This is a genomic window from Enterobacter cloacae complex sp. IR5441 (genome assembly GCF_049238215.1).
Lineage (GTDB): Bacteria > Pseudomonadota > Gammaproteobacteria > Enterobacterales > Enterobacteriaceae > Enterobacter > Enterobacter hormaechei_C.
Map to the genome: position 1 here is coordinate 47,597 of NZ_JBMKIA010000001.1, position 25,353 is coordinate 72,949.

The 25,353-nt window shown below is 57.1% G+C and carries 17 protein-coding genes; 7 read left to right on the forward strand and 10 right to left on the reverse strand.

Translation table 11 applies throughout. The annotated features are described in order from the left end of the window. Nucleotides 1-45 precede the first annotated feature (45 nt). The 5 genes from nanR (at nucleotide 46) to nanQ (ending at nucleotide 4,875) form a co-directional block, all read left to right on the forward strand. Nucleotides 46-828, forward strand: coding sequence for a transcriptional regulator NanR (gene nanR, locus ACOTX5_RS00235; protein WP_017382717.1), 783 nt, complete (start codon nucleotides 46-48; stop codon nucleotides 826-828). Between the two features lie 122 nt (nucleotides 829-950). Beyond that, nucleotides 951-1,844 carry an N-acetylneuraminate lyase gene (gene nanA, locus ACOTX5_RS00240; RefSeq protein ID WP_045911917.1) on the forward strand — a complete coding sequence of 298 codons (894 nt, stop codon included), beginning with the start codon at nucleotides 951-953 and terminating at the stop codon, nucleotides 1,842-1,844. A 112-nt stretch (nucleotides 1,845-1,956) separates the two neighbouring features. Further along, nucleotides 1,957-3,447: an MFS transporter gene (locus ACOTX5_RS00245; protein WP_032655258.1), complete on the forward strand. Its 1,491-nt coding sequence runs from the start codon at nucleotides 1,957-1,959 to the stop codon at nucleotides 3,445-3,447. 88 nt (nucleotides 3,448-3,535) lie between these two features. Next, a complete protein-coding gene (gene nanK / locus ACOTX5_RS00250; RefSeq protein ID WP_015571999.1) occupies nucleotides 3,536-4,408 on the forward strand; it encodes an N-acetylmannosamine kinase in 873 nt (290 codons plus the stop codon). Then, nucleotides 4,408-4,875 carry an N-acetylneuraminate anomerase gene (gene nanQ / locus ACOTX5_RS00255; protein WP_023295505.1) on the forward strand — a complete coding sequence of 156 codons (468 nt, stop codon included), beginning with the start codon at nucleotides 4,408-4,410 and terminating at the stop codon, nucleotides 4,873-4,875. The genes nanK and nanQ overlap by 1 nt, the downstream gene beginning before the upstream one ends. Nucleotides 4,876-4,964: 89 nt before the next feature. Here the strand turns inward: nanQ and ACOTX5_RS00260 are convergent, their stop codons facing one another. The 4 genes from ACOTX5_RS00260 to gltB form a co-directional block, all read right to left on the reverse strand. After that, a complete protein-coding gene (locus tag ACOTX5_RS00260; RefSeq protein WP_047726823.1) occupies nucleotides 4,965-6,257 on the reverse strand; it encodes a cytosine deaminase in 1,293 nt (430 codons plus the stop codon). Beyond that, nucleotides 6,247-7,497: a cytosine permease gene (gene codB / locus ACOTX5_RS00265; protein WP_017693905.1), complete on the reverse strand. Its 1,251-nt coding sequence runs from the start codon at nucleotides 7,495-7,497 to the stop codon at nucleotides 6,247-6,249. The genes ACOTX5_RS00260 and codB overlap by 11 nt, the downstream gene beginning before the upstream one ends. 187 nt (nucleotides 7,498-7,684) lie before the next feature. Continuing rightward, nucleotides 7,685-9,103 carry a glutamate synthase subunit GltD gene (gene gltD / locus ACOTX5_RS00270; RefSeq protein WP_017382721.1) on the reverse strand — a complete coding sequence of 473 codons (1,419 nt, stop codon included), beginning with the start codon at nucleotides 9,101-9,103 and terminating at the stop codon, nucleotides 7,685-7,687. Between the two features lie 9 nt (nucleotides 9,104-9,112). Further along, nucleotides 9,113-13,573 (reverse strand): glutamate synthase large subunit, encoded by a 4,461-nt coding sequence (gene gltB, locus ACOTX5_RS00275; RefSeq protein ID WP_045911915.1) that lies wholly within the window; start codon nucleotides 13,571-13,573, stop codon nucleotides 9,113-9,115. A gap of 687 nt (nucleotides 13,574-14,260) precedes the next feature. Here gltB and ACOTX5_RS00280 point away from each other — a divergent pair. Beyond that, nucleotides 14,261-15,202, forward strand: a complete 942-nt coding sequence (locus ACOTX5_RS00280) for a TIGR01212 family radical SAM protein (RefSeq protein ID WP_096152317.1) — start codon at nucleotides 14,261-14,263, stop codon at nucleotides 15,200-15,202. On the opposite strand, the gene ACOTX5_RS00285 is transcribed toward ACOTX5_RS00280, so the two are convergent. Then, entirely contained in the window at nucleotides 15,182-16,684 is a 1,503-nt protein-coding gene (locus ACOTX5_RS00285) for a helicase HerA-like C-terminal domain-containing protein (RefSeq protein WP_023304496.1), read from the reverse strand. The genes ACOTX5_RS00280 and ACOTX5_RS00285 overlap by 21 nt on opposite strands. A gap of 137 nt (nucleotides 16,685-16,821) precedes the next feature. On the opposite strand from ACOTX5_RS00285, the gene ACOTX5_RS00290 reads away from it, so the two are divergent. Further along, on the forward strand, nucleotides 16,822-18,468 hold the full coding sequence (locus tag ACOTX5_RS00290; RefSeq protein WP_023304495.1) for a dihydroxyacetone kinase subunit DhaK: 1,647 nt from the start codon (nucleotides 16,822-16,824) through the stop codon (nucleotides 18,466-18,468). Nucleotides 18,469-18,560: 92 nt separating this feature from the next. Here the strand turns inward: ACOTX5_RS00290 and ahr are convergent, their stop codons facing one another. The 5 genes from ahr to pepA all read right to left on the reverse strand — a co-directional run bounded on the left by ahr (nucleotide 18,561) and on the right by pepA (nucleotide 25,218). Then, complete coding sequence (gene ahr / locus ACOTX5_RS00295) at nucleotides 18,561-19,580, reverse strand: NADPH-dependent aldehyde reductase Ahr (protein ID WP_015571992.1); 1,020 nt, start codon at nucleotides 19,578-19,580, stop codon at nucleotides 18,561-18,563. A gap of 83 nt (nucleotides 19,581-19,663) precedes the next feature. Beyond that, nucleotides 19,664-20,167, reverse strand: coding sequence for a GNAT family N-acetyltransferase (locus ACOTX5_RS00300; RefSeq protein ID WP_003861887.1), 504 nt, complete (start codon nucleotides 20,165-20,167; stop codon nucleotides 19,664-19,666). A gap of 123 nt (nucleotides 20,168-20,290) precedes the next feature. After that, entirely contained in the window at nucleotides 20,291-23,146 is a 2,856-nt protein-coding gene (locus ACOTX5_RS00305; protein WP_017382726.1) for a valine--tRNA ligase, read from the reverse strand. Next, nucleotides 23,146-23,589, reverse strand: coding sequence for a DNA polymerase III subunit chi (gene holC / locus ACOTX5_RS00310; protein WP_003861884.1), 444 nt, complete (start codon nucleotides 23,587-23,589; stop codon nucleotides 23,146-23,148). The genes ACOTX5_RS00305 and holC overlap by 1 nt, the downstream gene beginning before the upstream one ends. 117 nt (nucleotides 23,590-23,706) lie before the next feature. Continuing rightward, complete coding sequence (gene pepA, locus ACOTX5_RS00315) at nucleotides 23,707-25,218, reverse strand: leucyl aminopeptidase (RefSeq protein WP_003861882.1); 1,512 nt, start codon at nucleotides 25,216-25,218, stop codon at nucleotides 23,707-23,709. Nucleotides 25,219-25,353: the final 135 nt, after the last annotated feature.

The window sequence follows — 25,353 nt, forward strand, 5'->3', positions numbered from 1 at the left end:
CCTGTGTTATGATGAACTGTTTTCCTTCAATGGCACCGGACTGCAATGAAACCGACTGATCTTAAAGCTGAAAACTCTGATGAAACCATTGGTCGCAGCCTGCGCCGTCGGCCGCTGGCGCGCAAAAAACTGTCTGATATGGTGGAAGAAGAGCTTGAGCAGATGATCCGTCGGAAGGAATTTGCTCAGGGAGAGCAGTTACCCTCCGAGCGCGAACTGATGGAGTTCTTCAACGTGGGTCGCCCCTCGGTGCGCGAAGCGCTGGCGGCGCTAAAGCGTAAAGGGCTGGTGCAGATTAACAACGGTGAACGTGCCCGCGTAACCATGCCGTCTGCCGATACCATCATCAGTGAATTGTCGGGAATGGCGAAAGACTTTCTGACCCAGCCCGGCGGTATTGCCCATTTCGAGCAGCTTCGCCTGTTCTTTGAATCCAGCCTCGTTCGTTATGCCGCAGAATATGCCACTGACGATCAGATTGCGCAGCTCACGAAAGCCCTGGAGATCAACAGCCAGTCCCTGGATGACAACACGCTATTTATTCGTTCCGATGTCGATTTTCACCGCGTGCTGGCGGAGATCCCCGGCAATCCGATCTTCAATGCGATCCACGTTGCGCTGCTTGACTGGTTAATTGCGGCGCGTCCTAAAGTGCCGGACGCAGAGCTTTACCAGCATAATGAAGTCAGCTATCGCCAGCATATCGCAATTGTGGATGCGATCCGCCGCCGCGATCCCGATGAAGCGGATCGGGCGTTGCAAACTCACCTTAACAGCGTCTCCGCCACCTGGCACGCTTTCGGCCAGCATTCAAAAGCCAAAAAATAACGATCCTTTAGTGAAGCAGATCGCAATATAAGCGTTCTGTATTCTACTGCTGCTTAATTGATCTGGTATAACAGGTATAAAGGTATGTCGTTATAACAAACACACGATCGATTGAGGTAACTATGGCAACGCAATTACGCGGCGTAATGGCCGCACTCCTGACCCCGTTTAACTCTGAGCAGATGCTGGATAAAGAAAGCCTGCGCCGTCTGGTGCGGTTCAATATTGAACAGGGTATCGATGGGCTGTACGTCGGCGGTTCAACGGGAGAGGCCTTTGTACAGAGCCTTTCGGAACGAGAGCAGGTGATGGAGATTGTGGCGGAAGAGGCGAAGGGGAAAATCACGCTCATCGCCCATGTTGGCTGCGTCAGCACGGCGGAAAGCCAGCAGTTAGCCATGGCCGCCGCCCGCGTCGGTTTTGACGCTGTGTCCGCCGTCACACCGTTTTACTATCCCTTTAGCTTTGAAGAACATTGCGATCATTACCGTGCAATTATTGACTCCGCGGAGGGGTTGCCGATGGTGGTTTATAACATCCCTGCGCTAAGCGGCGTTAAGTTAACGCTGGATCAGATCAACACGCTGGTAACGCTGCCCGGCGTCGGCGCGCTGAAGCAAACCTCCGGCGATCTCTTCCAGATGGAGCAGATCCGTCGTGAACAGCCGGATCTGGTGCTCTACAACGGTTATGACGAGATCTTCGCCTCCGGCCTGCTGGCCGGCGCGGACGGGGGGATCGGCAGCACCTACAACATTATGGGCTGGCGCTACCAGGCGATCGCTAAAGCGGTTCGTGAAGGGGATAACGCCACCGCACAGCGCCTGCAAAGCGAATGCAACACGGTGATCGATCTGCTGATTAAAGCCGGGGTGTTCCGTGGTCTGAAAACGGTTCTGCACTATATGGACGTGGTATCCGTGCCGCTGTGCCGTAAGCCGTTTGCCCCTGTGGATGAAAAATTCGTGCCAGCGCTGAAAGCGCTGGCGGAGCAGCTAATGGCGGAAAAACGCTAACGCATAGCCGGGGGCGCTTCGTCTTAGCCGGCCTACAAAAACATGCTACGTAGGCCGGATAAGGCGCAGCCGCCATCCGGCAAAACGACAGAGAAATCGTCGGGAGAGTGAAATGAGTAAGTCTACCCAAAGCATCCCGTGGTACCGCCATCTTACCCGTCCTCAGTGGCGCGCCTTCTCCGCCGCCTGGCTGGGATATCTGCTTGATGGCTTCGATTTTGTATTGATAGCCTTAGTCCTGACAGAAATAAAAAGCGAGTTTGCCCTGACGACAGTGGAAGCGGCGAGCCTGATTTCGGCGGCCTTTATATCGCGCTGGTTCGGCGGCCTGCTGCTGGGCGCCATGGGCGACCGCTATGGCCGCAAGCTGGCGATGATCACCAGCATCGTGCTCTTTTCCTGCGGTACGCTGGCCTGCGGTTTTGCGCCGGGTTACGTCACCCTGTTTATCGCCCGCATGGTGATAGGCATGGGGATGGCGGGGGAATATGGCTCCAGCGCAACCTATGTGATTGAAAGCTGGCCAAAGCACCTGCGCAACAAGGCGAGTGGTTTTCTGATTTCCGGTTTCTCCGTCGGCGCCGTGGTTGCGGCCCAGGTCTACAGCCTTGTCGTGCCCGTCTGGGGCTGGCGGGCGCTGTTCTTTATCGGCATTCTGCCCATCGTCTTTGCCCTGTGGCTGCGGAAAAATATTCCGGAAGCTGAGGACTGGAAAGCGAAGCACGAAGGCAAAGCCCCGGTGCGCACCATGGTTGATATTCTGTATCGCGGCAAATACCGCATCATCAATATGGCGATGACGCTGTTTGCCGGTACGGCGCTGTGGTTCTGTTTTGCAGGCGAACTCAACAACGCGGGGCTGGTCGTTATTCTCGGCCTGCTTTGCGCCATCGTCTTTATCAGCTTTATGGTGCAAAGCAGCGGTAAACGCTGGCCGACGGGCGTCACGTTGATGGTTGTCGTGCTCTTCGCCTTTCTCTACTCCTGGCCGATTCAGGCGCTATTACCCACTTATCTGAAAACCGACCTGGCCTATGATCCCTCAACGGTGGCGAAGGTGCTGTTCTTTAGCGGCTTCGGCGCGGCAGTAGGCTGCTGCGTGGGTGGTTTTCTCGGTGACTGGCTTGGCACCCGCAAGGCCTATGTCTGTAGCCTGTTGGCCTCACAGCTCCTGATTGTTCCCGTCTTTGCGATCGGCGGAGCCAATGTCTGGGTGTTGGGCTTGTTACTCTTTTTCCAGCAGATGCTGGGGCAGGGGATCTCCGGGATCTTACCCAAACTCATCGGCGGCTATTTCGATACCGACCAGCGTGCGGCGGGTCTGGGCTTTACCTACAACGTTGGCGCGTTGGGCGGCGCGATTGCCCCGGTGATTGGCGCGCTGCTGTCGCAGGATATGGCGCTGGGCACGGCCCTGGGATCGCTCTCCTTTGGCCTGACGTTTGTGGTGATCTTGCTTATTGGTCTGGATATGCCCTCCCGCGTTCAGCGCTGGATCAGGCCAGAAGCCCTGCGTACGCATGACGCTATTGACGGTAAACCTTTCAGCGGAGCCGTCCCGTTTGGCGGCGATAAAAGCGCTTTAGCGAAAAGCAAAAGTTAATCCGCTTGCCCGGACCTGTACCGGGCACATTCGTAAGGGATGAAGTATGTCACAACGGGATAAAAACATTTCCGAGCGGGGCGGTGCTATGACGACACTGGCGATAGACATAGGTGGAACTAAACTTGCCGCCGCCCTGGTGGATGACGGTTTACAGATCCACGCGCGACGCGAATGCCCTACGCCCGCCAGTAAGACGCCTGACGCGCTGCGTGAGGCGCTGGCTGAGCTGGTCAAGCCGTTACAGACCCAGGCAACGCGTGCGGCCATTGCCTCAACCGGAATCATTCAGGACGGCAATCTGCTGGCGATTAACCCGCAAAATCTCGGAGGATTGCACCATTTTCCGCTGGTGCAGACGCTCGAAGACATTGCTGGTTTGCCGACCCTGGCGATCAATGATGCTCAGGCTGCGGCATGGGCGGAATATCACGTTAGTGCGAAGGAAATTAAAGACATGGTATTCCTGACTGTTTCAACGGGCGTGGGGGGCGGCGTAGTCAGTAACGGGAAACTCGTGACCGGAAGCGGCGGACTGGCAGGGCATCTTGGGCATACGCTCGCCGATCCAAACGGCCCGCAATGCGGCTGTGGTCGCGTGGGGTGCGTGGAAGCCATCGCGTCTGGTCGCGGTATTGCCGCCGCAGCCAGGGGAGAGCTTGCAGGATGCGATGCAAAAACGATTTTTGCGCGCGCGGCAGAGGGAAATAAACAGGCGGCGGAACTGGTCCAACGTTCTGCACAGGTACTGGCGCGGCTTATTGCCGACACGAAAGCGGTGATGGACTGCCAGCGCGTGGTGATTGGCGGCAGCATCGGGCTGGCAGGAGGGTATCTGGCGCGGGTCCGCGCGTATCTTGAGGAGCATCCTTCTGTTTATCACGTTGAATTAACCGCCGCGCACTATCGACACGATGCGGGCTTACTGGGCGCGGCGCTGTTAGCTCAGGGAGAAAGATGATGTTTTTTGGTGAGATTCGGACGCTTCCCTCCACGGGGTTGCATCCCGTTCTTCTGGAGGCGCTAACCCTCGCGCTGGCTGCCCGTCCGCTGGAAAAAGCGGCAGGACGTTATGAGCTTCGCGGTGAGGATATCTTCATGAACGTGATGACGTTTGCCACGCAGTTTCCAGACCAGAAGAAAGCGGAACTGCATGAGCAATATATTGATATCCAGGTGTTATTGACGGGAGAAGAGCGCATCCTCTTTGGCGTGACGGGCTCGGCACGCCAGCGTGAAGATTTTCATCCTGAAGAAGATTATCAGTTGTGCAGTGAGATTGCAGGTGAACAGTGTGTCACCCTCCGGCCGGGGATGTGCGCCGTATTTATGCCGGGAGAGCCACATAAGCCAGGATGCGCAATCCTTGAGCCAGGCGAGATAAAGAAAGTCGTGGTGAAGGTACGCGCCCGCTTGCTGGATACGTAGTTTATAGGCCTGATGGCGCTTCGCTTATCAGGCCTGCGGGCATAACGTAATTTGCAGGCCGGATAAGGCGCAGCCGCCATCCGGCAATGTTATTCGATATTCTGGCGCTTAAACGTCACCGCTTCCGGCTGCGTCAGGTGCAAGGTTGTCTGGCTGGGCACCGTCTCGGCAATCACCTTGCCGTGGCGAACAGAGTATCGTGCCGGCGTCTGGCGACGAACTGCATCAAACCCATTCTCTGCCGGGAGAATCACCAGGTTTGCTGTATTCCCAACGCGCACGCCATAGTCCTGCAAATCGAGCGTTTTCGCGCTGTGGGTAGTGATCAGATTAAGCCCATCATTTATTTGCCCGTAACCCATCAGTTGGCAAACGTGCAGCCCCATATGCAGAACCTGAAGCATATTCGCGGTTCCCAGCGGATACCACGGATCGAAAACGTCGTCATGACCAAAGCAGACGTTGATCTCCGCTTCAAGCATTTCTTTGACGCGTGTGATGCCTCGGCGTTTGGGATAGGTATCGAAACGGCCCTGCAAATGCGTGTTAACCAGCGGGTTTGCCACGAAGTTAATGCCTGACATTTTTAACAGGCGGAACAGTCGGGACGTATACGCGCCATTATAGGAGTGCATCGCCGTGGTATGGCTGGCGGTCACGCGTGAACCCATTCCGTCACGATGTGCCAGTGCGGCAACGGTTTCAACGAAGCGCGATTGTTCATCATCAATTTCATCACAGTGGACATCGATCAGTCGGTCGTACTTTCTGGCCAGGGAAAACGTTTTATGCAGCGACTCAACGCCATATTCACGCGTAAATTCAAAGTGGGGGATTGCGCCGATGACATCCGCCCCTAAACGCACGGCTTCCTCAAGCAGTTCTTCACCGTTCGGATAAGAAAGAATGCCTTCCTGCGGGAATGCCACAATTTGCATATCGATCCACGGGGCGACTTCCTGCTTCACCTCCAGCATGGCTTTCAGTGCCGTAAGGGTGGGGTCCGAGACGTCAACGTGTGTACGTACGTACTGAATGCCGTTGGCGATTTGCCACTTCAGGGTCTGCATCGCGCGAGTTTTAACGTCTTCGTGGGTAAGCATCGCCTTGCGTTCGGCCCAGCGCTCGATTCCCTCGAAAAGCGTGCCGGACTGGTTCCAGTTCGGTTCACCCGCCGTTTGCGTTGTATCCAGATGGATATGCGGCTCGATGAAAGGAGGGATAACCAGCCCGCATTCGGCGTCCAGCACCTGACCGACTGGCGCAGAGGCGGTTTCCTGAGGATCGATACGGCTGAAGCGTCCGTCCTCAATCGTGATTTGCCATAAACCCTCTTGCCCCTGCAAACGGGCCTGACGGATAGTGAGGGAATTATTCTGCATGGGAAACCTCCGAAGGATTAGCAAGGGTACGTTTGGCGAATGGGTTTAACACCAAATAGCTGAAGACGCCACCCAATACTGCGTTAACGGGGACAATTCCCGGAATGTAGTGCCCGGCAGCAACACCCAGGGCGACCGAGAAAATGGCAATCCAGTTAACGGACACAAATTTTGCGTGGTCGAAGCTGGCATAGCGGCGGCGATTAATCAGGTAGTCGGCGATAATCACCCCGCCAACCGGCGGAATCGCTGCCGACAAAAAGGTCAGCCAGCCAACGAAGTTGTTGTATAGCCACAGCGCGCACAGCGTACCGATAATGCCATTAACCACCGACAGCGTACGGCTGGAAAGGCCAGTAATATTGGCGAAACCCAAACCAGAGGCGTACAACGCGTTGTCATTGGTGGTCCAGATATTCAGGCCAAGAACGACAATGGCCGGCAGCAGCAGTCCCTGGGCGATCATCACGTCAGAAATATCGGCCTGTCCTACGGCGGCAGCGCCTGCCGCACCGAAGATAAACATCAGCGAGTTGCCAAGGAAAAATGCCACCATCGCCACCAGAACGGCACCTTTGGCATTGCGGCCAAAGCGGACGAAGTCGGCGGTCAGCGTGCCTGCGCTGATAAACGAGCCTACGACCAGCGCCAGCGCGCTGGAAAAGTTGAGCGGCGTCTGCGGCACAATGGATTTGAGGTGGTCCAATCCTCCCACGCCGTCCACCGCCAGCCAGACGGAGTAGCTACCCAGGATGACGATAGCGGGTACGGCGATGATGGATAAAATCGTCAGTGCCGAGATGCCAAAAAAAATGGTTAACGTCATCAACAGGCCGGAAACTGCAATCAGGATGTTCACGTCGATGCCCGTGGCTTTACTCACCGGGATGGCAAACATCGCTACGCCGACGCCAAACCACCCTACCTGCGTACCGCCTAAAAGCATGGAGGGAAGCCAGGAACCTTTTATACCGAACGAGTAACGCGCAAGAAGATGGGTTGAGAGGCCGGTTTTTGCGCCAATGTAGCCAAGAAAAGCAGTGTAAATACCGAGGAGGAGATTGCCGAAGAGAACTGCGAGGAAGAAATCATTATAGGAAAGACCGGTACCGAGCGTGCCTCCGGTCCACATACTGGCGGAAAAAAACGTTAACCCTAACATCACAAAAGTGAGTGGAACCACGCCTTTCCGCGCCGCCAGAGGGACGGGGCCCTGGCTATAATTGTTATCTTGCGACACAACGCCTCCTTGAATTTTGGCCAAAAAATCCGCCGCATAATATACATTTTTTTCATGAAAGCAAACGTTTACGTCGGGATTTGCGCTGCTTTTTGGCTTAAAAAGGTACCATTAACTTAAGGGTAGGCTACTGAAAACAGGCTCCCCAGCGTTCCGCTTTATGCTTCTGCCGGGGAGTCAGAGGGGCTTACACTTCCAGGAAGTTCATGATCCCGTCAGCCGCTTTACGGCCTTCGGCAATCGCCGTGACCACCAGGTCAGAGCCGCGAACGATGTCGCCACCGGCGAAGATTTTCGGGTTGCTGGTCTGGAACGCGTTATCGCTGCCTTCTGGCGCAATGATGCGGCCTTGAGAGTCCAGCTCTACGCTGTGCTTCGCCAGCCACTCCATGCTGTGAGGACGGAAACCAAACGCCATCACCACGGCGTCAGCCGGGATCACGTGTTCAGAACCGGCCACGATCTCCGCGCGACGACGGCCTTTCGCATCTGGCGCACCCATCTCCGTGCGCGCCATCTTCACGCCGCTCACTTTACCGTTGGCATTCACTTCAATACCCAGAGGCTGGATGTTGAACTGGAACTCGACGCCCTCTTCACGTGCGTTTTTCACTTCGCGCTTAGAGCCCGGCATGTTCTCTTCGTCACGACGGTAGGCACAGATGACATGCGCCGCATTCTGGCGAATGGAGGTACGCACGCAGTCCATCGCGGTATCACCGCCGCCCAGCACCACCACGCGTTTGCCTTCCATGCTGACGAACGGCTCATCGGCGGTCTCGCCGTAGCCCATTAGCTGTTTGGTATTCGCAATCAGGAACGGCAGCGCGTCGTACACGCCTGGCGCATCTTCGTTCTCCAGACCACCGCGCATGGACTGATAAGTGCCTACGCCCAGGAACACGGCGTCGTAATCTTTCAGCAGGTCGTCGAGCTGCACGTCGCGACCCACTTCGGTGTTGAGTTTGAACTCAATGCCCATGCCGGTGAAGATTTCGCGGCGGCGGGTCATGACCTCTTTCTCCAGCTTAAAGGCCGGGATACCGAAGGTCAGCAGGCCGCCAATCTCCGGGTGGCGATCAAAGACCACCGCCTTCACGCCGTTACGGGTCAGCACGTCCGCACAGGCCAGGCCTGCCGGGCCCGCGCCGATAATCGCTACGCGCTTGTCGGTTTGACGCACACCGGTCATATCCGGGCGCCAGCCCATCTCGAACGCTTTATCGTTGATATAGCGTTCGATGTTGCCGATGGTTACCGCGCCAAACTCGTCGTTCAGCGTACAGGAGCCTTCACACAGACGATCCTGAGGGCACACGCGGCCGCACACTTCCGGCAGGGTGTTGGTCTGATGAGACAGCTCGGCGGCTTCAAAAATACGCCCTTCGTTGGCCAGCTTCAGCCAGTTCGGGATGTAGTTATGGACCGGACACTTCCATTCGCAGTAAGGGTTACCGCAGGACAGGCAGCGGTCTGCCTGTGCTTTGGCCTGGCCTTCTGAAAACGGCTCATAGATTTCAACAAATTCAATTTTACGGATCTTCAGCGGTTTCTTTGGCGGATCAACACGCTGAAGGTCGATAAACTGGTAAACGTTCTGGCTCATCTGAATTCCTTACTGCGCCTGCACGCGCAGCTCTGCTGCGCTACGACTACGGTGACCCAACAGGGCTTTAACATCGCTGGACTTCGGCTTCACCAGCGCGAATTTCGCAGAGAACGCCGGCCAGTTGGCCAGGATCTCTTCGCCGCGCGAAGAACCGGTATGCTGCACGTGTTCGGTAATTAAACCGCGCAGGTGTTCTTCGTGGATGGCCAGCGTATCAACGTCCAGCACTTCCACCAGCTCCGGGTTCACGCGTTTGCGGAACTCACCGTCTTCATCCAGGACGTAGGCAAAACCGCCCGTCATGCCCGCGCCAAAGTTCACGCCGGTTTTACCCAGGACGCACACAATTCCGCCCGTCATGTATTCACAGCCGTTATCGCCGATGCCTTCCACCACGGTGATGGCGCCGGAGTTACGCACCGCAAAACGTTCGCCCGCACGGCCCGCGGCAAACAGACGACCGCCGGTTGCGCCGTACAGACAGGTATTGCCGATGATGCTCGCTTCATGGCTGCGGAAGGCTGAACCAACCGGAGGACGCACCGCCAGCAGACCGCCCGCCATGCCTTTTCCGACGTAGTCGTTGGCATCGCCGGTCAGGTATAACTCAACTCCGCCTGCGTTCCACACGCCGAAGCTCTGACCCGCGGTACCGCTGAAGTGCGCGGTAATCGGATCCGACGCCAGACCCTGGTCACCGTGCGTTTGCGCGATGTAACCGGAGAGGGACGCACCCACGGAACGGTCGGTGTTGCGGATATCAAACCAGAACGTTTTGCTCTGCTTCTCATCCACATACGGCTTCGCCTGTTGCAGCAGCTGTGCGTTCAGCACGCCGTTGTCGAACGGCGGGTTGTTCTCGGTACAGTAAACCGCTTTGCCAGGATGCGGCTGAGCGGTTTCCAGCAGCTTAGACAGCTCCAGCTTCTGCTGCTTGGCCGTGAAGCCCTCAAGCTCTTTCAGCAGGTCGGTACGGCCAATCAGGTCTACCAGACGCTTCACGCCCAGCTGCGCCATCAGCTCGCGGGTTTCACGGGCGATGAAGTCAAAGTAGTTGGTCACTTTGAACGGCAGGCCGTGGTAGTGATTTTTACGCAGCTTTTCGTCCTGGGTAGCAACGCCCGTTGCACAGTTGTTCAGGTGGCAAATACGCAGGTATTTACAGCCGAGCGCAACCATTGGGCCGGTACCAAAGCCGAAGCTTTCCGCTCCCAGAATCGCCGCTTTGATGATGTCGAGGCCGGTTTTCAGTCCGCCGTCCACCTGCAAACGGATCTTGTGACGCAGGCCGTTAGCGACCAGCGCCTGCTGGGTTTCCACCAGGCCAAGCTCCCACGGACAACCCGCGTATTTCACGGAGGAGAGCGGGCTTGCGCCGGTGCCGCCGTCGTAACCGGCGATGGTGATCAGATCCGCATAGGCTTTCGCCACGCCGGTGGCAATGGTGCCAACGCCCGGTTCGGAAACCAGCTTCACGGAGATCATCGCTTTCGGGTTGACCTGTTTCAGGTCGAAAATCAGCTGCGCCAGATCCTCGATAGAGTAGATATCGTGGTGCGGCGGCGGGGAGATCAGCGTCACGCCCGGCACTGAATAGCGAAGCTTAGCGATGTATGGGGTGACTTTATCACCCGGCAGCTGACCGCCTTCACCCGGTTTCGCACCCTGCGCGACTTTAATCTGAATCACGTCGGCGTTAACCAGGTACGCAGGCGTTACGCCAAAGCGACCAGACGCCACCTGCTTAATACGGGACACTTTATTGGTGCCGTAGCGGGCCGGATCTTCACCGCCTTCGCCGGAGTTGGAGTTGCCGCCGATGCTGTTCATGGCTTCCGCCAGCGCTTCGTGGGCTTCCGGGCTCAGCGCGCCGATGGACATCGCAGCGGTGTCGAAACGTTTGAACAGCTCAGACGCGGGCTCAACCTCGTCAATGCTGACCGCTTCATCACCCGGATTGAGGGCAATGAGATCGCGCAGCGTCGCTGCCGGACGGTTGTTCACCAGCTCTGCATACTGCTGATAATCGCTGTACTCGCCGCTCTGCACCGCCTGTTGCAGCGTGCGCACCACGTCCGGGTTATAAGCGTGATACTCGCCCCCGTGGACATATTTCAGCAGGCCGCCCTGTTCCAGCGGCTTACGTGCCAGCCAGGCGCGTTTCGACAGGTTCACCAGATCCTGCTGGAAGTCAGCAAAACCGGCGCCGCCGATACGGCTGACCACGCCCTGGAAGCAGAGGTTAGCGACCTCGTCATGCAGGCCGACCGCTTCAAACAGCTTCGAGCAACGGTAAGAGGCGATGGTCGAGATGCCCATTTTGGACATGATCTTGTACAGACCTTTGTTGATGCCGTTACGGTAGTTCAGCATCACAGCACGGTAGTCTTTGTCGATCGCGCGGGTATCTACCAGGCGGGCCAGCGTTTCGTAGGCCAGATACGGGTAGATTGCCGTGGCGCCAAAGCCTAACAGCACCGCAAAGTGGTGCGGGTCGCGCGCGCTCGCGGTTTCAACGATGATGTTGGCATCGCAGCGCAGGCTCTTGTCCACCAGACGCGTCTGGATAGCCCCCACCGCCATGGGTGCAGGCACCGGCAGACGGTTTTTCGCGATGTTGCGGTCAGACAGCACCAGCAGAACGGTGCCGTTACGCACCATCTGCTCGGCTTTATCGCACAGCGCGTTCACCGTCTCTTCGAGGCTCGTTTCGGTCACGTCGAAGGTGATATCGAGCGTGTCGGCGCGATAGTGCTCCTCGGTCATGGTGGTGAGCTGTTTGAAATCGGAGTACAGCAGGATCGGTGATTTAAAGGTCAGACGGTGCGCCTGGCCTTCAGCTTCACAGAAGACGTTCATCTCACGGCCGATGCTGGTGGCCAGCGACATGACGTGGGCTTCGCGCAGCGGATCGATTGGCGGGTTAGTGACCTGCGCAAACTGCTGACGGAAGTAGTCATAAATAATGCGTGGCTGGCTGGAGAGCACGGCAAACGGGGTATCGTCACCCATTGAGCCGACCGCTTCCTGGCCGTTTTCACCGAGCACGCGGATAACCGAGTCCAGCTCTTCCGCGCTGTAGTTAAACTGCTTCTGGAAGCTCGCGAGGGTGTCATCGTCCAGCTCGCGGCTGCCCACTTCTTCGTCCGACAGATCTTCAAACGGCACCAGACGACGCACGTTTTTCTCCATCCACTCTTTGTACGGATGGCGGCTCTTCAGATCGTTGTCTGTTTCGGCGGAATGCAGAATACGCCCACCGCGGGTGTCGATCACCATCAGCTCGCCCGGTCCGACGCGGCCTTTCTCGACCACTTCGTCTGGCTGGTAATCCCAGATCCCGACTTCAGAGGCACAGGTGATGAGCTTGTCTTTGGTAATAACGTAGCGCGCCGGACGCAGACCATTACGGTCCAGGTTACAGGCGGCAAAACGACCGTCGGACATAACGATGCCCGCCGGGCCGTCCCACGGCTCCATGTGCATGGAGTTAAAGTCGAAGAACGCGCGCAGCTCAGGGTCCATATCCGGGTTGTTCTGCCAGGCCGGTGGCACGAGCAGACGCATGGCGCGCACGATGTCCATCCCGCCCGCCAGCAGCAGTTCCAGCATGTTATCCATGGAGCTGGAGTCCGAGCCGGTTTCGTTCACGAACGGCGCGGCATCGTGCAGGTCCGGGATCAGCGGCGTCTGGAATTTATAGGTACGGGCGCGGGCCCACTGGCGGTTGCCGGTGATGGTGTTGATCTCGCCGTTATGCGCCAGGTAGCGGAACGGCTGCGCCAGCGGCCAGCGTGGAACGGTGTTGGTGGAGAAGCGCTGGTGGAACAGGCAAATGGCCGATTCCAGACGCAGGTCCGCCAGGTCCAGGTAGAAGCGCGGCAGGTCAGCCGGCATACACAGACCTTTATAGATGTTCACAAGGTTAGAGAGGCTACAGACGTAGAACTCTTTATCATCCAGAAGACGTTTTTCAATGCGGCGGCGGGCGATAAACAGACGGCGTTCCATATCACGCGGACGCCAGCCCGCAGGCGCATTGACAAAAATCTGTTCAATACGAGGCAGCGAGGAGAGGGCGATTTCACCGAGCACCCCTTCGTTGGTTGGCACATCGCGCCAGCCGACGATCGACAGGGTTTCACGCTGAAGTTCTTCTTCAACGATGCGGCGTGAGGCGGCAGCTTTTTCAGGATCCTGATTCAGGAACAGCATACCGACAGCGTAGTTTTTGGCTAAACGCCAGCCGCGCTCTTCCGCTACGATACGGAAGAAACGATCCGGTTTTTGCAGCAGCAGGCCGCAACCGTCGCCGGTTTTACCATCGGCAAGGATGGCGCCACGGTGCTGCATACGGGCCAGTGCGTGAATAGCAGTACGCACTACCTTGTGGCTAGGTTCGCCTTCTATGTGGGCGATCAGGCCGAAACCACAGTTATCCTTCTCAAGGGATTTATCGTACAACATATCAGTGAACCTCCCCAGGCTCGTCGGGCTTCCCACTGAACTTTACCGTGGCGCACAGGCGCAGAAAGAGCATGGCGACGGGGTTAGCGTTTCATACGCGGACCTCGCATTCGCCCTCTTTTTCATCCTTTCGCGCAGGTAAACAAGTTTGAGGACTTGCTTCAGAGGGAATCTCAATTACTGCATAAATATGATGAGCAGGCCGCTCATCCAGAAAGCTTCCAGCGGATTTCCAACTTATCGGGAATTGGTACACAGGTCAAATGGCAATCTTATTTATACAAAAATGTGCTAAAGCGTAGTTATCTTTTTGTTTTTAATATGTATTTAACTATTTTTACAACCACTTAAAGCACCGGGGAGGTGCAGGGGAGTGTGATCTGACTCACTATATGAAAGCGGTATTATCGATGCAGCGTGCTGAAATGCAGATTTATAGCAGAATATTAATCTGGTGTTGCATTCAAACCCGCATAAAATCACTGTTTTTCAGTCCTGGCGCTATAAATGAAAAAAACCATCAGAACATAAGGAAAAGTAATTACGTACAGGGTGAATGAAATCTCGGTAATCGTGATTATTTATTCAAACAGATAAAGGCCGTCCAGGGCGATTGATCCAGGTCATCGCCGACAGAGGCTAAAAATGGCAGGCTTGTCCCCTTTCTTCGGGACGGTCTATCAGATTATGCAGTTACAGAAATTAGTCAATATGTTTGGTGGGGATCTTTTGCAGCGCTATGGGCAAAAGGTTCACAAACTGACGCTGCACGGCGGCTTTAGCTGCCCGAATCGCGATGGCACCATCGGGCGTGGTGGCTGCACTTTCTGTAACGTGGCCTCGTTTGCTGACGAGGCCCAGCAGCATAAATCTATCGCTGAACAGCTCGCCCATCAGGCGAGTCTGGTGAATCGCGCGAAGCAGTATCTGGCCTATTTCCAGGCCTACACCAGCACGTGGGCTGAGGTGCAGGTGCTGCGCTCGATGTATCAGCAGGCGGTTGCTCAAGCGAACATTGTCGGGCTGTGCGTGGGGACGCGTCCGGACTGCGTGCCGGAGGCCGTGCTGGATTTACTTAGTGAGTACAAAGAGAAGGGCTACGAGATCTGGCTGGAGCTGGGCTTGCAGACCGCGCATGACAAAACCCTGCACCGTATCAATCGCGGGCATGATTTCGCCTGCTACCAGCGCACCACGCGTCTCGCCCGTGAGCGTGGATTAAAAGTCTGCTCGCATCTGATTGTCGGCTTGCCAGGAGAAGGGCAGCAGCACGGGCTGGAAACGCTGGAAAAAGTCGTCGAGACCGGCGTGGATGGCATTAAGCTGCATCCGCTGCATATCGTGAAGGGCAGCATAATGGCGAAAGCATGGGAAGCGGGGCGGTTAAGTGGTATCGAACTCGACGACTATACGGTGACGGCGGGGGAGATGATTCGCCACACGCCTCCGGAGATTGTTTACCACCGCATCTCGGCCAGCGCCCGCCGCCCAACGCTTCTGGCACCGCTCTGGTGTGAGAACCGCTGGACGGGGATGCTGGAAATCGACCGCTATCTACAGGAGAACGGCGTACAGGGGTCGGCGCTTGGCCGCCCGTGGGTTCCCCCGCTACCGGCGACGGCCGCCTAGCAGACTTCCCAGCATGCCGCGTACTATCTGGTTGGTAATCTGACGCGTCGCACTTTTTGCCATGGTCTGAACCACGCCATCGCGTTTGCCGCCGCGTGGCCCGGTGCTGCCGAACAGAATATCTTTCAGCCCGCCGAGAATGCCGTCGTCCACGGCAACAGATTGCCCTTTTGCGGCAGGGGCATCCTGCGATTCGGCAGTCGCCTGCACCCCTTTTTGCAGCATCTCGAACGCGGATTCGCGATCCACCTCGTCTTCATACTTCCCGTACACCGGGGAGTGATTAATCAGGGCGTTGCGTTCATCGTCCGTTACCGGACCCATGCGCGAGCAGGGCGCAATCACCATCGCACGCTCGACAACTGTCGGGCTGCCTTTTGCATCGAGGAACGAAATCAGCGCTTCACCGGTACCCAGCGCCTGAATGGCGGTTTCGGTATCAAAGGCCGGATTGGCACGCATGGTTTGCGCCGCGGCTTTCACCGCTTTCTGATCTTTCGGCGTAAAGGCGCGCAGGGCGTGCTGCACGCGGTTACCCAACTGCCCCAGTACGTTGTCCGGAATATCCGACGGGTTTTGCGACACAAACCAGACCCCGACGCCTTTGGAGCGGATCAGGCGGATAACCTGTTCAATTTTATCCAGCAGCACCTGCGGCGCGTCGTTAAACAACAGGTGCGCTTCGTCAAAGAAGAACACCAGTTTGGGTTTTTCCAGATCGCCTGCTTCCGGCAGTTGTTCGTACAGTTCAGAGAGCATCCACAGCAGGCTGGCGGCGTAAAGCTTCGGCATCTGGTAGAGCTTCTCTGCGCTCAGAATGTTGATGATGCCTTTGCCGCTGCTGTCGGTACGCATCCAGTCTTTGATATCCAGCATTGGCTCGCCGAAGAAGTGTTCGGCACCCTGTTGCTCCAGCGTCAGGAGCCCGCGCTGAATGGCGCCTACCGAGGCGCTGCTGATATTGCCGTACTGGTTCTGGAAGGATTTGGCGTTATCGCCAATGTACTGGGTGATGGCGCGCAGATCTTTGAAGTCGAGCAGCAGTAGCCCCTGATCGTCGGCGATACGGAAGATAATGTTCAGTACCCCGGACTGCACGTCGTTGAGGTTAAGCAGACGGGCCAGCAGCAGCGGGCCGAGGTCGGAGACGGTGGCGCGCACCGGATGGCCTTTTTCGCCGAAGATATCCCAGGCCACCACCGGATTACCGTGCGGCGTCCAGTCCGTGATGCCGATATTTTTCAGGCGCTCGAGGAGTTTTTCTGACGCTGCACCTTCCTGAGCCACCCCGGTTAAATCGCCCTTCACGTCAGCCATAAATACCGGCACGCCAGTCTCTGACAACGACTCAGCCAGCTTTTGCAGGGTGACGGTTTTTCCCGTCCCGGTCGCGCCGGTGATCAGGCCATGACGGTTCGCCATCGCGGGCAGTAAAAACAGCTCTTTTTCCAGCGTCCTGGCGATTAACAATGGTGTACTCATGATGCACGTCCTCTCGTAGTCCTGGGTGGAGTATAGGCAACCTGACGGCAAAATGTCTGCGTAAATTCCTCACTTTGCGGCGCATTATCCAGTGCGGACTATGCTTTTGCATACGGTAAACAAAATTTTGGGAAACTATGTCCAGATTCTTTTTTAACGACCGCAAACAGCTTGTCAACGATGCCATTGAAGGCATACTTCTCTCCGCGCCGCACGGTAATCTCGTCAAACTGGATATCGATCCGGCCATCCGCGTGGTGGCTCGCGGCGACTGGGATAAAAGCCGCGTGGCGGTGATCTCCGGTGGCGGCTCCGGCCATGAACCGGCACATGCCGGGTTCGTCGGTAAAGGCATGCTTACCGCAGCGGTGTGTGGCGATCTGTTCGCTTCCCCAAGCGTGGATGCGGTCCTCAATGCCATTGTGGCGGTGACGGGCGATCGTGGCTGCCTGCTGATTGTGAAAAACTACACCGGTGACCGGCTTAACTTTGGCCTGGCGGCGGAAAAAGCCAAACGCTACGGCCTGAAGGTCGAGATGGTTATCGTGGCGGATGATATCGCCCTACCGGATAACAAGCAGCCGCGTGGTATCGCGGGAACGGCGCTGGTGCATAAGATTGCGGGATATGCGGCAGAACAGGGGAAATCGCTGAACGACGTGCGGGATATTGCGCAACAGGCCTGCGATAACCTCTGGAGCCTGGGGGTTGCGATGCAAACCTGTAACCTGCCGGGTAGCGATGATGAAGAAGGGCGCATCAGGCAAGGCCACGTGGAGCTGGGGCTGGGGATTCACGGCGAGCCGGGGGCATCGGTGGTGGATACGCAGAACAGCAGGGCGATTATCGATACGCTGGTGATGCCGCTAAAAGCCCAGGCGGGTGACGGGCGCTTTGCGGTGCTGATCAACAACCTCGGCGGCGTGTCAGCGCTGGAGATGGCTCTGCTCACCAAAGAGCTGGCGCATTCGGCGTTGAAAGAGAACATTGCGTATCTGATTGGCCCGGCGCCGCTGGTGAGTGCTCTGGATATGAAAGGCTTTTCGCTAACGCTGTTAAAGCTCAACGATTTCTTCGAGAAGGCGATTCACGCCGAGGTCGAGACGCTGGGCTGGCAGAAGCCCGTCGCGTTCGCGCCCCTGCGTACCGTCCCCCATAGCGCCCTTCATGATCGCGTGGAATATACCCCGTCGGACAATCCGCAGGTGAGCGAGGCCGTCGCCTCGGTAACGAAAACATTGATCCAGCTGGAAAATCGCCTTAACGCGCTGGATGCCAAAGTAGGCGATGGCGATACGGGCTCCACCTTTGCGCAAGGGGCGCGGGATATTGCGCAGCGACTTGAGGAGAACAACCTGCCCCTTAACGACGTGCCGACATTACTCCTGCTGGTTGGCGAGCGGCTGGCAACGGTAATGGGCGGATCGAGCGGCGTATTGATGTCGATCTTCTTCACTGCGGCAGGACAAAAGCTTCACGATGGACAGTCGCTACCTGAAGCATTGCTGAGCGGACTGGCGCAGATGAAGCAGTATGGCGGTGCAGATCTCGGCGATCGTACGCTGATCGATGCCCTGCAACCGGCGCTGGAGGCGTTACAGAAAGGCAATATTCAGGCGGCAGCGCAGGCCGCGCAGCAAGGGGCTGAAGCAACGGCGAAAATGGCGAAAGCCGGCGCGGGACGCTCGTCGTACGTGAATAAAGAGAATCTGGACGGGGTGATGGATCCGGGGGCGGTCGCGGTGGCGGAAGTGTTTAAGACCATGGTAGATGCAAAACGGTAACAACCGTTACCGTTTTTAGTGTTTGCGCCCTCTCCCTGTGGGAGAGGGTTGGGGTGAGGGCATCAGGCCGCACATTCCCCGGCAATCTCACATCAGAAATCCGCTTTCAACACCACGCGGTAGCGGGCTTTGCCGTCGCGCACGTGCTGGATCGCTTCGTTGATTTTTGACATCGGATACAGCTCGGTGGTTGGTGCCACTTTTGTGCGTCCGGCAAACTTCATCAGCTTGCGTAACTCATATGGTGTGCCGGTAGCAGAGCCGGATATGCTGCGATCGCCGCCGATCAGGGTAAACGCCGGAACCGGCAGCGGCTTCATCACCGCACCCACGGTGTGGAAGTTACCGCCGTAGGCCAGGGCTTCAAAGTACGGCTGCCAGTCGAGATCGACGTTGACGGTGTTGATGATCAGGTCAAACTGGCCTGCCAGAGCGGTGAGCGCCTGGGGATCGCGACTGTTCACCACTTTATCCGCACCCATGGCCAGCACTTCCTGCTCTTTCGCCGGGTTAGAGCTGAACGCCGTCACCTCACAGCCCATCGCGTGCAGCAGCTTGATGGCGATATGGCCCAGACCGCCAATCCCGATCACGCCCACGCGGCTGGTGGCGGTGACGTGATGCATCAGCAGCGGTTTAAAGACGGTGATACCGCCACACAGCAGCGGACCGGCGGATTCGATATCAATGCTGTCCGGCAGCGGGATAACCCATTGCCAGTCGGCGCGCAGCTTATCGGCGAAACCGCCCTTGTTCAGGATGGTCGGCGTAGCGCCCTCAAGGCAGTTGATCTGATTGCCGCTGATACAGGCGTCGCAGTGGCCGCAGCTGCGTGCCGTCCAGCCGATACCCACGCGCTGGCCCACTTTCAGCCCTTTGTCCTGCGCGGCGCTGCCGAGCGCCACGACGCGGCCAATGACTTCGTGCCCGGCCACCAGCGGATAGCTGGAGAAGCCCCATTCATTGTCGATCATCGAGAGATCTGAGTGGCAGATCCCGCAGTAATCAACCTGTACTTCGACGTCTTCCGCTTTTAGTTCGCCCGCATCGTACTCGTACAGCTCAAGTTCTGCACCCGCCTGCGGTGCGGCGTAGCTTTTTATCTTCGACATCGCATTTCCCCTGTTTTGGTGTGAACTGTGAGTGTAGAGCATTCAGTTTACAGACGCTTAACAGAAGACGGCAGGAACAAAACTTACAGACTTTTCAGCATCCTGACTTCGCAGTCCACGTGGCCCGTGCAGCCCAGTGGCGCATCGATATGCTCAAAGCCGAGATGTTCATACAGGCCAATGGCCTCTTTAAGGAAAGCGGTGGTTTCAAGGTAGCAACGTTTAAAGCCCTGTGAGCGTGCATGTTCCAGGGCGACCAGCGCCAGCTTTTTCGCCAGGCCTTGTCCGCGTATCGTTGGCAGGAAATACATTTTCTGAAGTTCACAGATATCCGGCTCGCTGCAAAGCAGTGGGGCAATGCCGCCGCCGCCCACGACCTGGCCGTCCTGCTCGATGACCCAGTAGGCATGACCCGGCTGGCTGTACAGCTGAAAAAGTTCGTCCAGATTTGGGTCGGCCACGGTGTAGCCTTTGTCGGCGGTCAGGCCATATTCGGCAGAAACCGTGCGGATAACGGCGGCGATAGCCGGGTTGTCCTGCTCAGTGATCCGACGCATTGTCGTCGCGACGGGGGTAATCACGCTCATAGCATTACTCATGACAAAAATTGACACACAACTGCTGTTAATAGCACCGCAGAAAGGGGAGTGCAAGCGAGGAGTTTTCAGGAAGGATACCCCTTACGCCCTGAAGCGTAAGGGGTAAAAGCATTACAGCGCCGCGATAACCGCCTGCTGCTCGATCAGTTTGGTCTTCGCATCGGCGAAGGCAACCAGACGCTCACGCTCTTTGGCGATGACCGCTTCCGGCGCGCGGGCCACAAAGCCCTCGTTCGCCAGTTTGCTTTCGATTTTGCCAATTTCCACGTCGACTTTCGCCACTTCTTTCGCCAGACGCGCCAGCTCCGCATCTTTGTCGATCAGGCCCGCCATCGGGATCAGCAGCTCCGCGCCGTCGATGATTTTGGTCACGGAAACCGGACCTTTGTCATCGGCAGGCAGCACGGTGATGCTTTCCAGACGCGCCATGGTTTTCAGGAAGGTGTTGTTCTCGGTGACGCGACGAACGGCAGCTTCGCTGCAACCGCGCAGCAGCAGCTCCAGTGGTTTACCCGGAGCGATGTTCATTTCCGCGCGGATGTTACGTACCGCAACGATCGCCTGTTTCAGCCACTCGGTATCCGCAGATGCGGCTTCATCCACTTTCGCGGCGTCGAATGCCGGGAACGGCTGGAGCATGATGGTATCGGCATTAATACCGGCAATCACCTTCACGCGCTGCCAGATGGTTTCGGTGATGAATGGAATGATCGGGTGCGCAAGGCGCAGCAGACCTTCCAGAACGGTAATCAGCGTATTACGCGTGCCGCGCAGTTCCGCTTCAGAACCGCCGTTCATGACCGGCTTCGCCAGCTCCAGGTACCAGTCGCAGAACTGGTTCCAGGTGAATTCGTACAGGATGCCTGCCGCGATGTCGAAGCGGTAGCTGTCCAGCGCGTCGCGGAATGCTTTCACCGTCTGGTTAAATTCCGCCAGGATCCAGCGGTCTGCCAGAGACAGGGTCATTTCGCCGCCGTTAAAGCCGCAATCCTGATCTTCGGTGTTCATCAGCACGAAGCGGCTGGCGTTCCACAGCTTGTTACAGAAGTTACGGTAACCTTCCAGACGCTTCATATCCCAGTTGATGTCACGACCGGTGGAGGCCAGCGCCGCCAGGGTGAAGCGCAGGGCGTCGGTACCGTGAGATTCGATCCCGTTCGGGAACTGCTTCTCGGTACGCTTGCGGATTTTCTCTGCCAGCTGCGGCTGCATCATGTTGCCGGTACGTTTTTCCAGCAGCTCTTCCAGAGAGATACCGTCCACCATATCCAGCGGGTCGATAACGTTACCCTTGGATTTGGACATCTTCTGGCCTTCGTCGTCGCGGATCAGGCCGGTCATGTAGACGGTATGGAACGGAACCTGCGGCTTGCCGTCTTCGTCTTTGATGAAGTGCATGGTCATCATGATCATGCGGGCGATCCAGAAGAAGATGATGTCGAAGCCGGATACCATCACGCTGGTTGGATGGAACTGACGCAGCGCGTCGGTGTTTTCCGGCCAGCCGAGGGTAGAGAAGGTCCACAGTGCGGAGGAGAACCAGGTATCCAGCACGTCTTCGTCCTGGCGCAGGGCAACGTCAGCGCCCAGGTTGTTTTCCTGACGCACTTCCTCTTCGGTGCGGCCAACGTAGACATTGCCTTCGTTGTCGTACCACGCCGGGATACGGTGACCCCACCACAGCTGACGGGAAATACACCAGTCCTGAATATCGCGCATCCAGGAGAAGTACATGTTTTCGTACTGCTTCGGCACGAACTGGATGCTGCCGTTCTCAACCGCTTCAACAGCCGGTTTCGCCAGCACGTCGGCACGCACGTACCACTGGTCGGTCAGCATTGGCTCGATAACCACGCCGCCACGGTCGCCGTACGGCACGGTCAGATCGTGAGGTTTAATCTCTTCCAGCAGGCCGAGTGCGTCAACGGCGGCTACGATGGCTTTACGCGCGGCAAAGCGCTCCAGCTTCTGGAACTCAGCCGGGATGTCGCTGGAATAAACGTCGGATTCGTTGCCTTTGGTGTCATACACTTCTGCGCTTTCGCGGATATCGCCGTCGAAGGTCAGAATGTTGATCATCGGAAGTTGATGACGACGACCGACTTCATAGTCGTTGAAGTCATGCGCCGGGGTGATTTTCACGCAGCCGGTGCCTTTTTCCATGTCGGCGTGTTCGTCGCCCACAATCGGAATACGGCGGTTCACCAGCGGCAGCACCACGAATTTGCCGATCAGATCTTTATAACGCGGATCTTCCGGGTTAACGGCCACGCCGGTATCGCCCAGCAGGGTTTCCGGACGGGTGGTCGCCACCACCAGGTAATCTTTACCGTCGGCGGTTTTTGCGCCGTCGGCCAGCGGATAGCGGATGTGCCACATGGAGCCTTTAGACTCGCGGTTTTCCACTTCCAGGTCAGAGATGGCGGTGCGCAGTTTCGGGTCCCAGTTGACCAGGCGCTTGCCACGATAAATCAGGTCTTCTTTGTACAGGCGCACAAAGACTTCTTTCACGGCGTTGGACAGGCCTTCATCCATGGTGAAGCGCTCGCGCTCCCAGTCTACGGAGTTGCCGAGACGGCGCATCTGACGGGTAATGGTGCCGCCGGATTCTGCCTTCCACTGCCAGATTTTGTCGATGAACGCGTCGCGACCGTAGTCGTGGCGGGTTTTACCCTCTTCAGCGGCAATTTTACGCTCAACCACCATCTGGGTCGCGATACCCGCGTGGTCAGTCCCCGCCTGCCACAGGGTATTTTTGCCCTGCATGCGCTGGTAGCGGATCATGGTATCCATGATGGTCTGCTGGAAAGCATGCCCCATATGCAAACTGCCGGTGACGTTCGGCGGCGGGATCATGATGCAGAAGGACTCTTTGCTTTCGTCGCCGTTAGGCTTGAAATAGCCCTGCTGTTCCCAGTGCTCGTAAAGCGGCTGTTCGATATCGCGTGGGTTATATGTCTTTTCCATTATTTCCAGGTTGCCGTATTCAGGTTAAAACCGGCCAGGCGGTACGCTTTGTAGCGTTCGCGCGCCAGTTGTTTCAAGGATTCTTCGTAAGGGACAAAGTCTACCACTTCTGTGAAAGCGGTGGCAAAATCTGCAAAGTCTGTCCGCAGGCTAATGAGAATGTCGCGCGCGCTGCTGTTGCGTTTTTGCGGCCAGGCAATCTCCACCGGTGCCCCGCCGCGTGGACCTTCGCCCGACAGGTTATGCGGAACAAAACTCTCCGGCGGGCGCGCCCATAGCGCTTCATCCAGGCGAATCGCCTGCTGCTCATCTTCACAGGCAATCAGGACGCGTTTACCTGCGCGCCAACGTTCTGCGGCAATTTCACACACCAGCTGTTCAACGGCGCTGAGGCCATCCTGATGGGTGTCATTGTCCAGAAGGTAGAACGTTGCATTCTTCATATATGGGGCTTCTTGTCGTGGATTTAAATGCAAAGCCGGGTGGCGCTTCGCTTACCCGGCCTACGGTTGAGTGGCGTGTAGGCCGGGTAAGGCGTAGCCGCCACCCGGCGTTTTACATCACTCGTCGCCGTTAAAACCCGCACGATTGAGCAGGAACTGCGACAGCAGTGCCACCGGACGTCCGGTCGCGCCTTTGGCTTTACCGGAGCGCCATGCGGTCCCCGCGATGTCCAGGTGCGCCCAGTTGTACTTGCGGGTGAAACGCGCCAGGAAGCAGCCTGCGGTGATTGCTCCGCCAGGACGACCGCCGATGTTCGCCATGTCTGCGAAATTAGACTCCAGCTGTTCCTGGAACTCGTCCCCCAGCGGCAGACGCCACGCGCGGTCGCCAGCCTGTTCGGACGCGCCGATCAGCTCATGCGCCAGCGGGTTGTGGTTCGACATCAGGCCGGTGATGTGGTGCCCCAGCGCGATCACGCAGGCGCCGGTCAGGGTAGCCACGTCGATAACCGCTTCAGGTTCGAAACGCTCAACGTAGGTCAGCACGTCGCACAGCACCAGACGGCCTTCGGCGTCGGTGTTCAGCACCTCAACGGTCTGGCCGGACATGGTGGTCAGCACATCACCCGGACGATAAGCGCGGCCGCCAGGCATGTTTTCGCAGCCCGCCAGCACGCCGATCACGTTGATGGGCAACTGAAGTTCCGCGACCATGCGCATGACGCCGTAAACCGCCGCCGCGCCGCACATGTCGTACTTCATCTCATCCATGCCTTCTGAAGGCTTGATGGAGATACCGCCGGAGTCGAAGGTCAGCCCTTTACCGACGAGCACGATGGGTCGCGCATCTTCTGACGGATTGCCCTTGTACTCAATGACCGACATCAGGGATTCGTTCTGGGAACCGTTACCGACCGCCAGATAAGAGTGCATCCCCAGCTCTTTCATCTGCTGTTCGCCGATAACGCGGGTGATGACGTTCTTGCTGTACGCGTCAGCCAGCTGGCGCGCCTGAGACGCCAGGTACGCGGCGTTACAGATGTTTGGCGGCATATTGCCAAGATCTTTTGCCGCTTTAATACCGGCGGCAATGGCCAGACCGTGCTGAATGGCGCGCTCGCCGCTGGTCAGCTCGCGACGGGTTGGCACGTTAAAGACCATTTTACGCAGCGGGCGACGCGGCTCGCTTTTGGTGGTCTTCAGCTGATCAAAGCTGTAGAGGCTCTCTTTTGCGGTTTCGACGGCCTGACGCACTTTCCAGTACGTGTTGCGGCCCTTAACGTGCAGTTCCGTCAGGAAGCAGACGGCTTCCATCGAACCAGTATCATTCAGTGTATTAATGGTTTTCTGAATAACCTGCTTGTACTGGCGCTCATCAAGCTCACGTTCTTTACCACAGCCAATCAGCAGAATACGCTCGGACAGGACGTTCGGAACATGGTGCAGCAACAGGGTCTGCCCTGGTTTGCCTTCCAGTTCGCCACGGCGCAGCAGGGCGCTGATATAGCCGTCGCTGATTTTATCGAGTTGCTCGGCGATCGGGGAGAGTCGGCGTGGTTCAAAGACGCCCACAACGATGCAGGCACTCCGCTGTTTCTCCGGGCTACCGCTTTTTACACTGAACTCCATGCACTACGCTCCTGAATCTTAAAGACAACGGCGGCGGCTACGGATAGAATTGAAACCTTTCGTAACTCATGTCCGCCGTTGTGGTGACTTCGTGTTAATCTTACGTTACTACGGTTTCGACACGTCAATAAATGT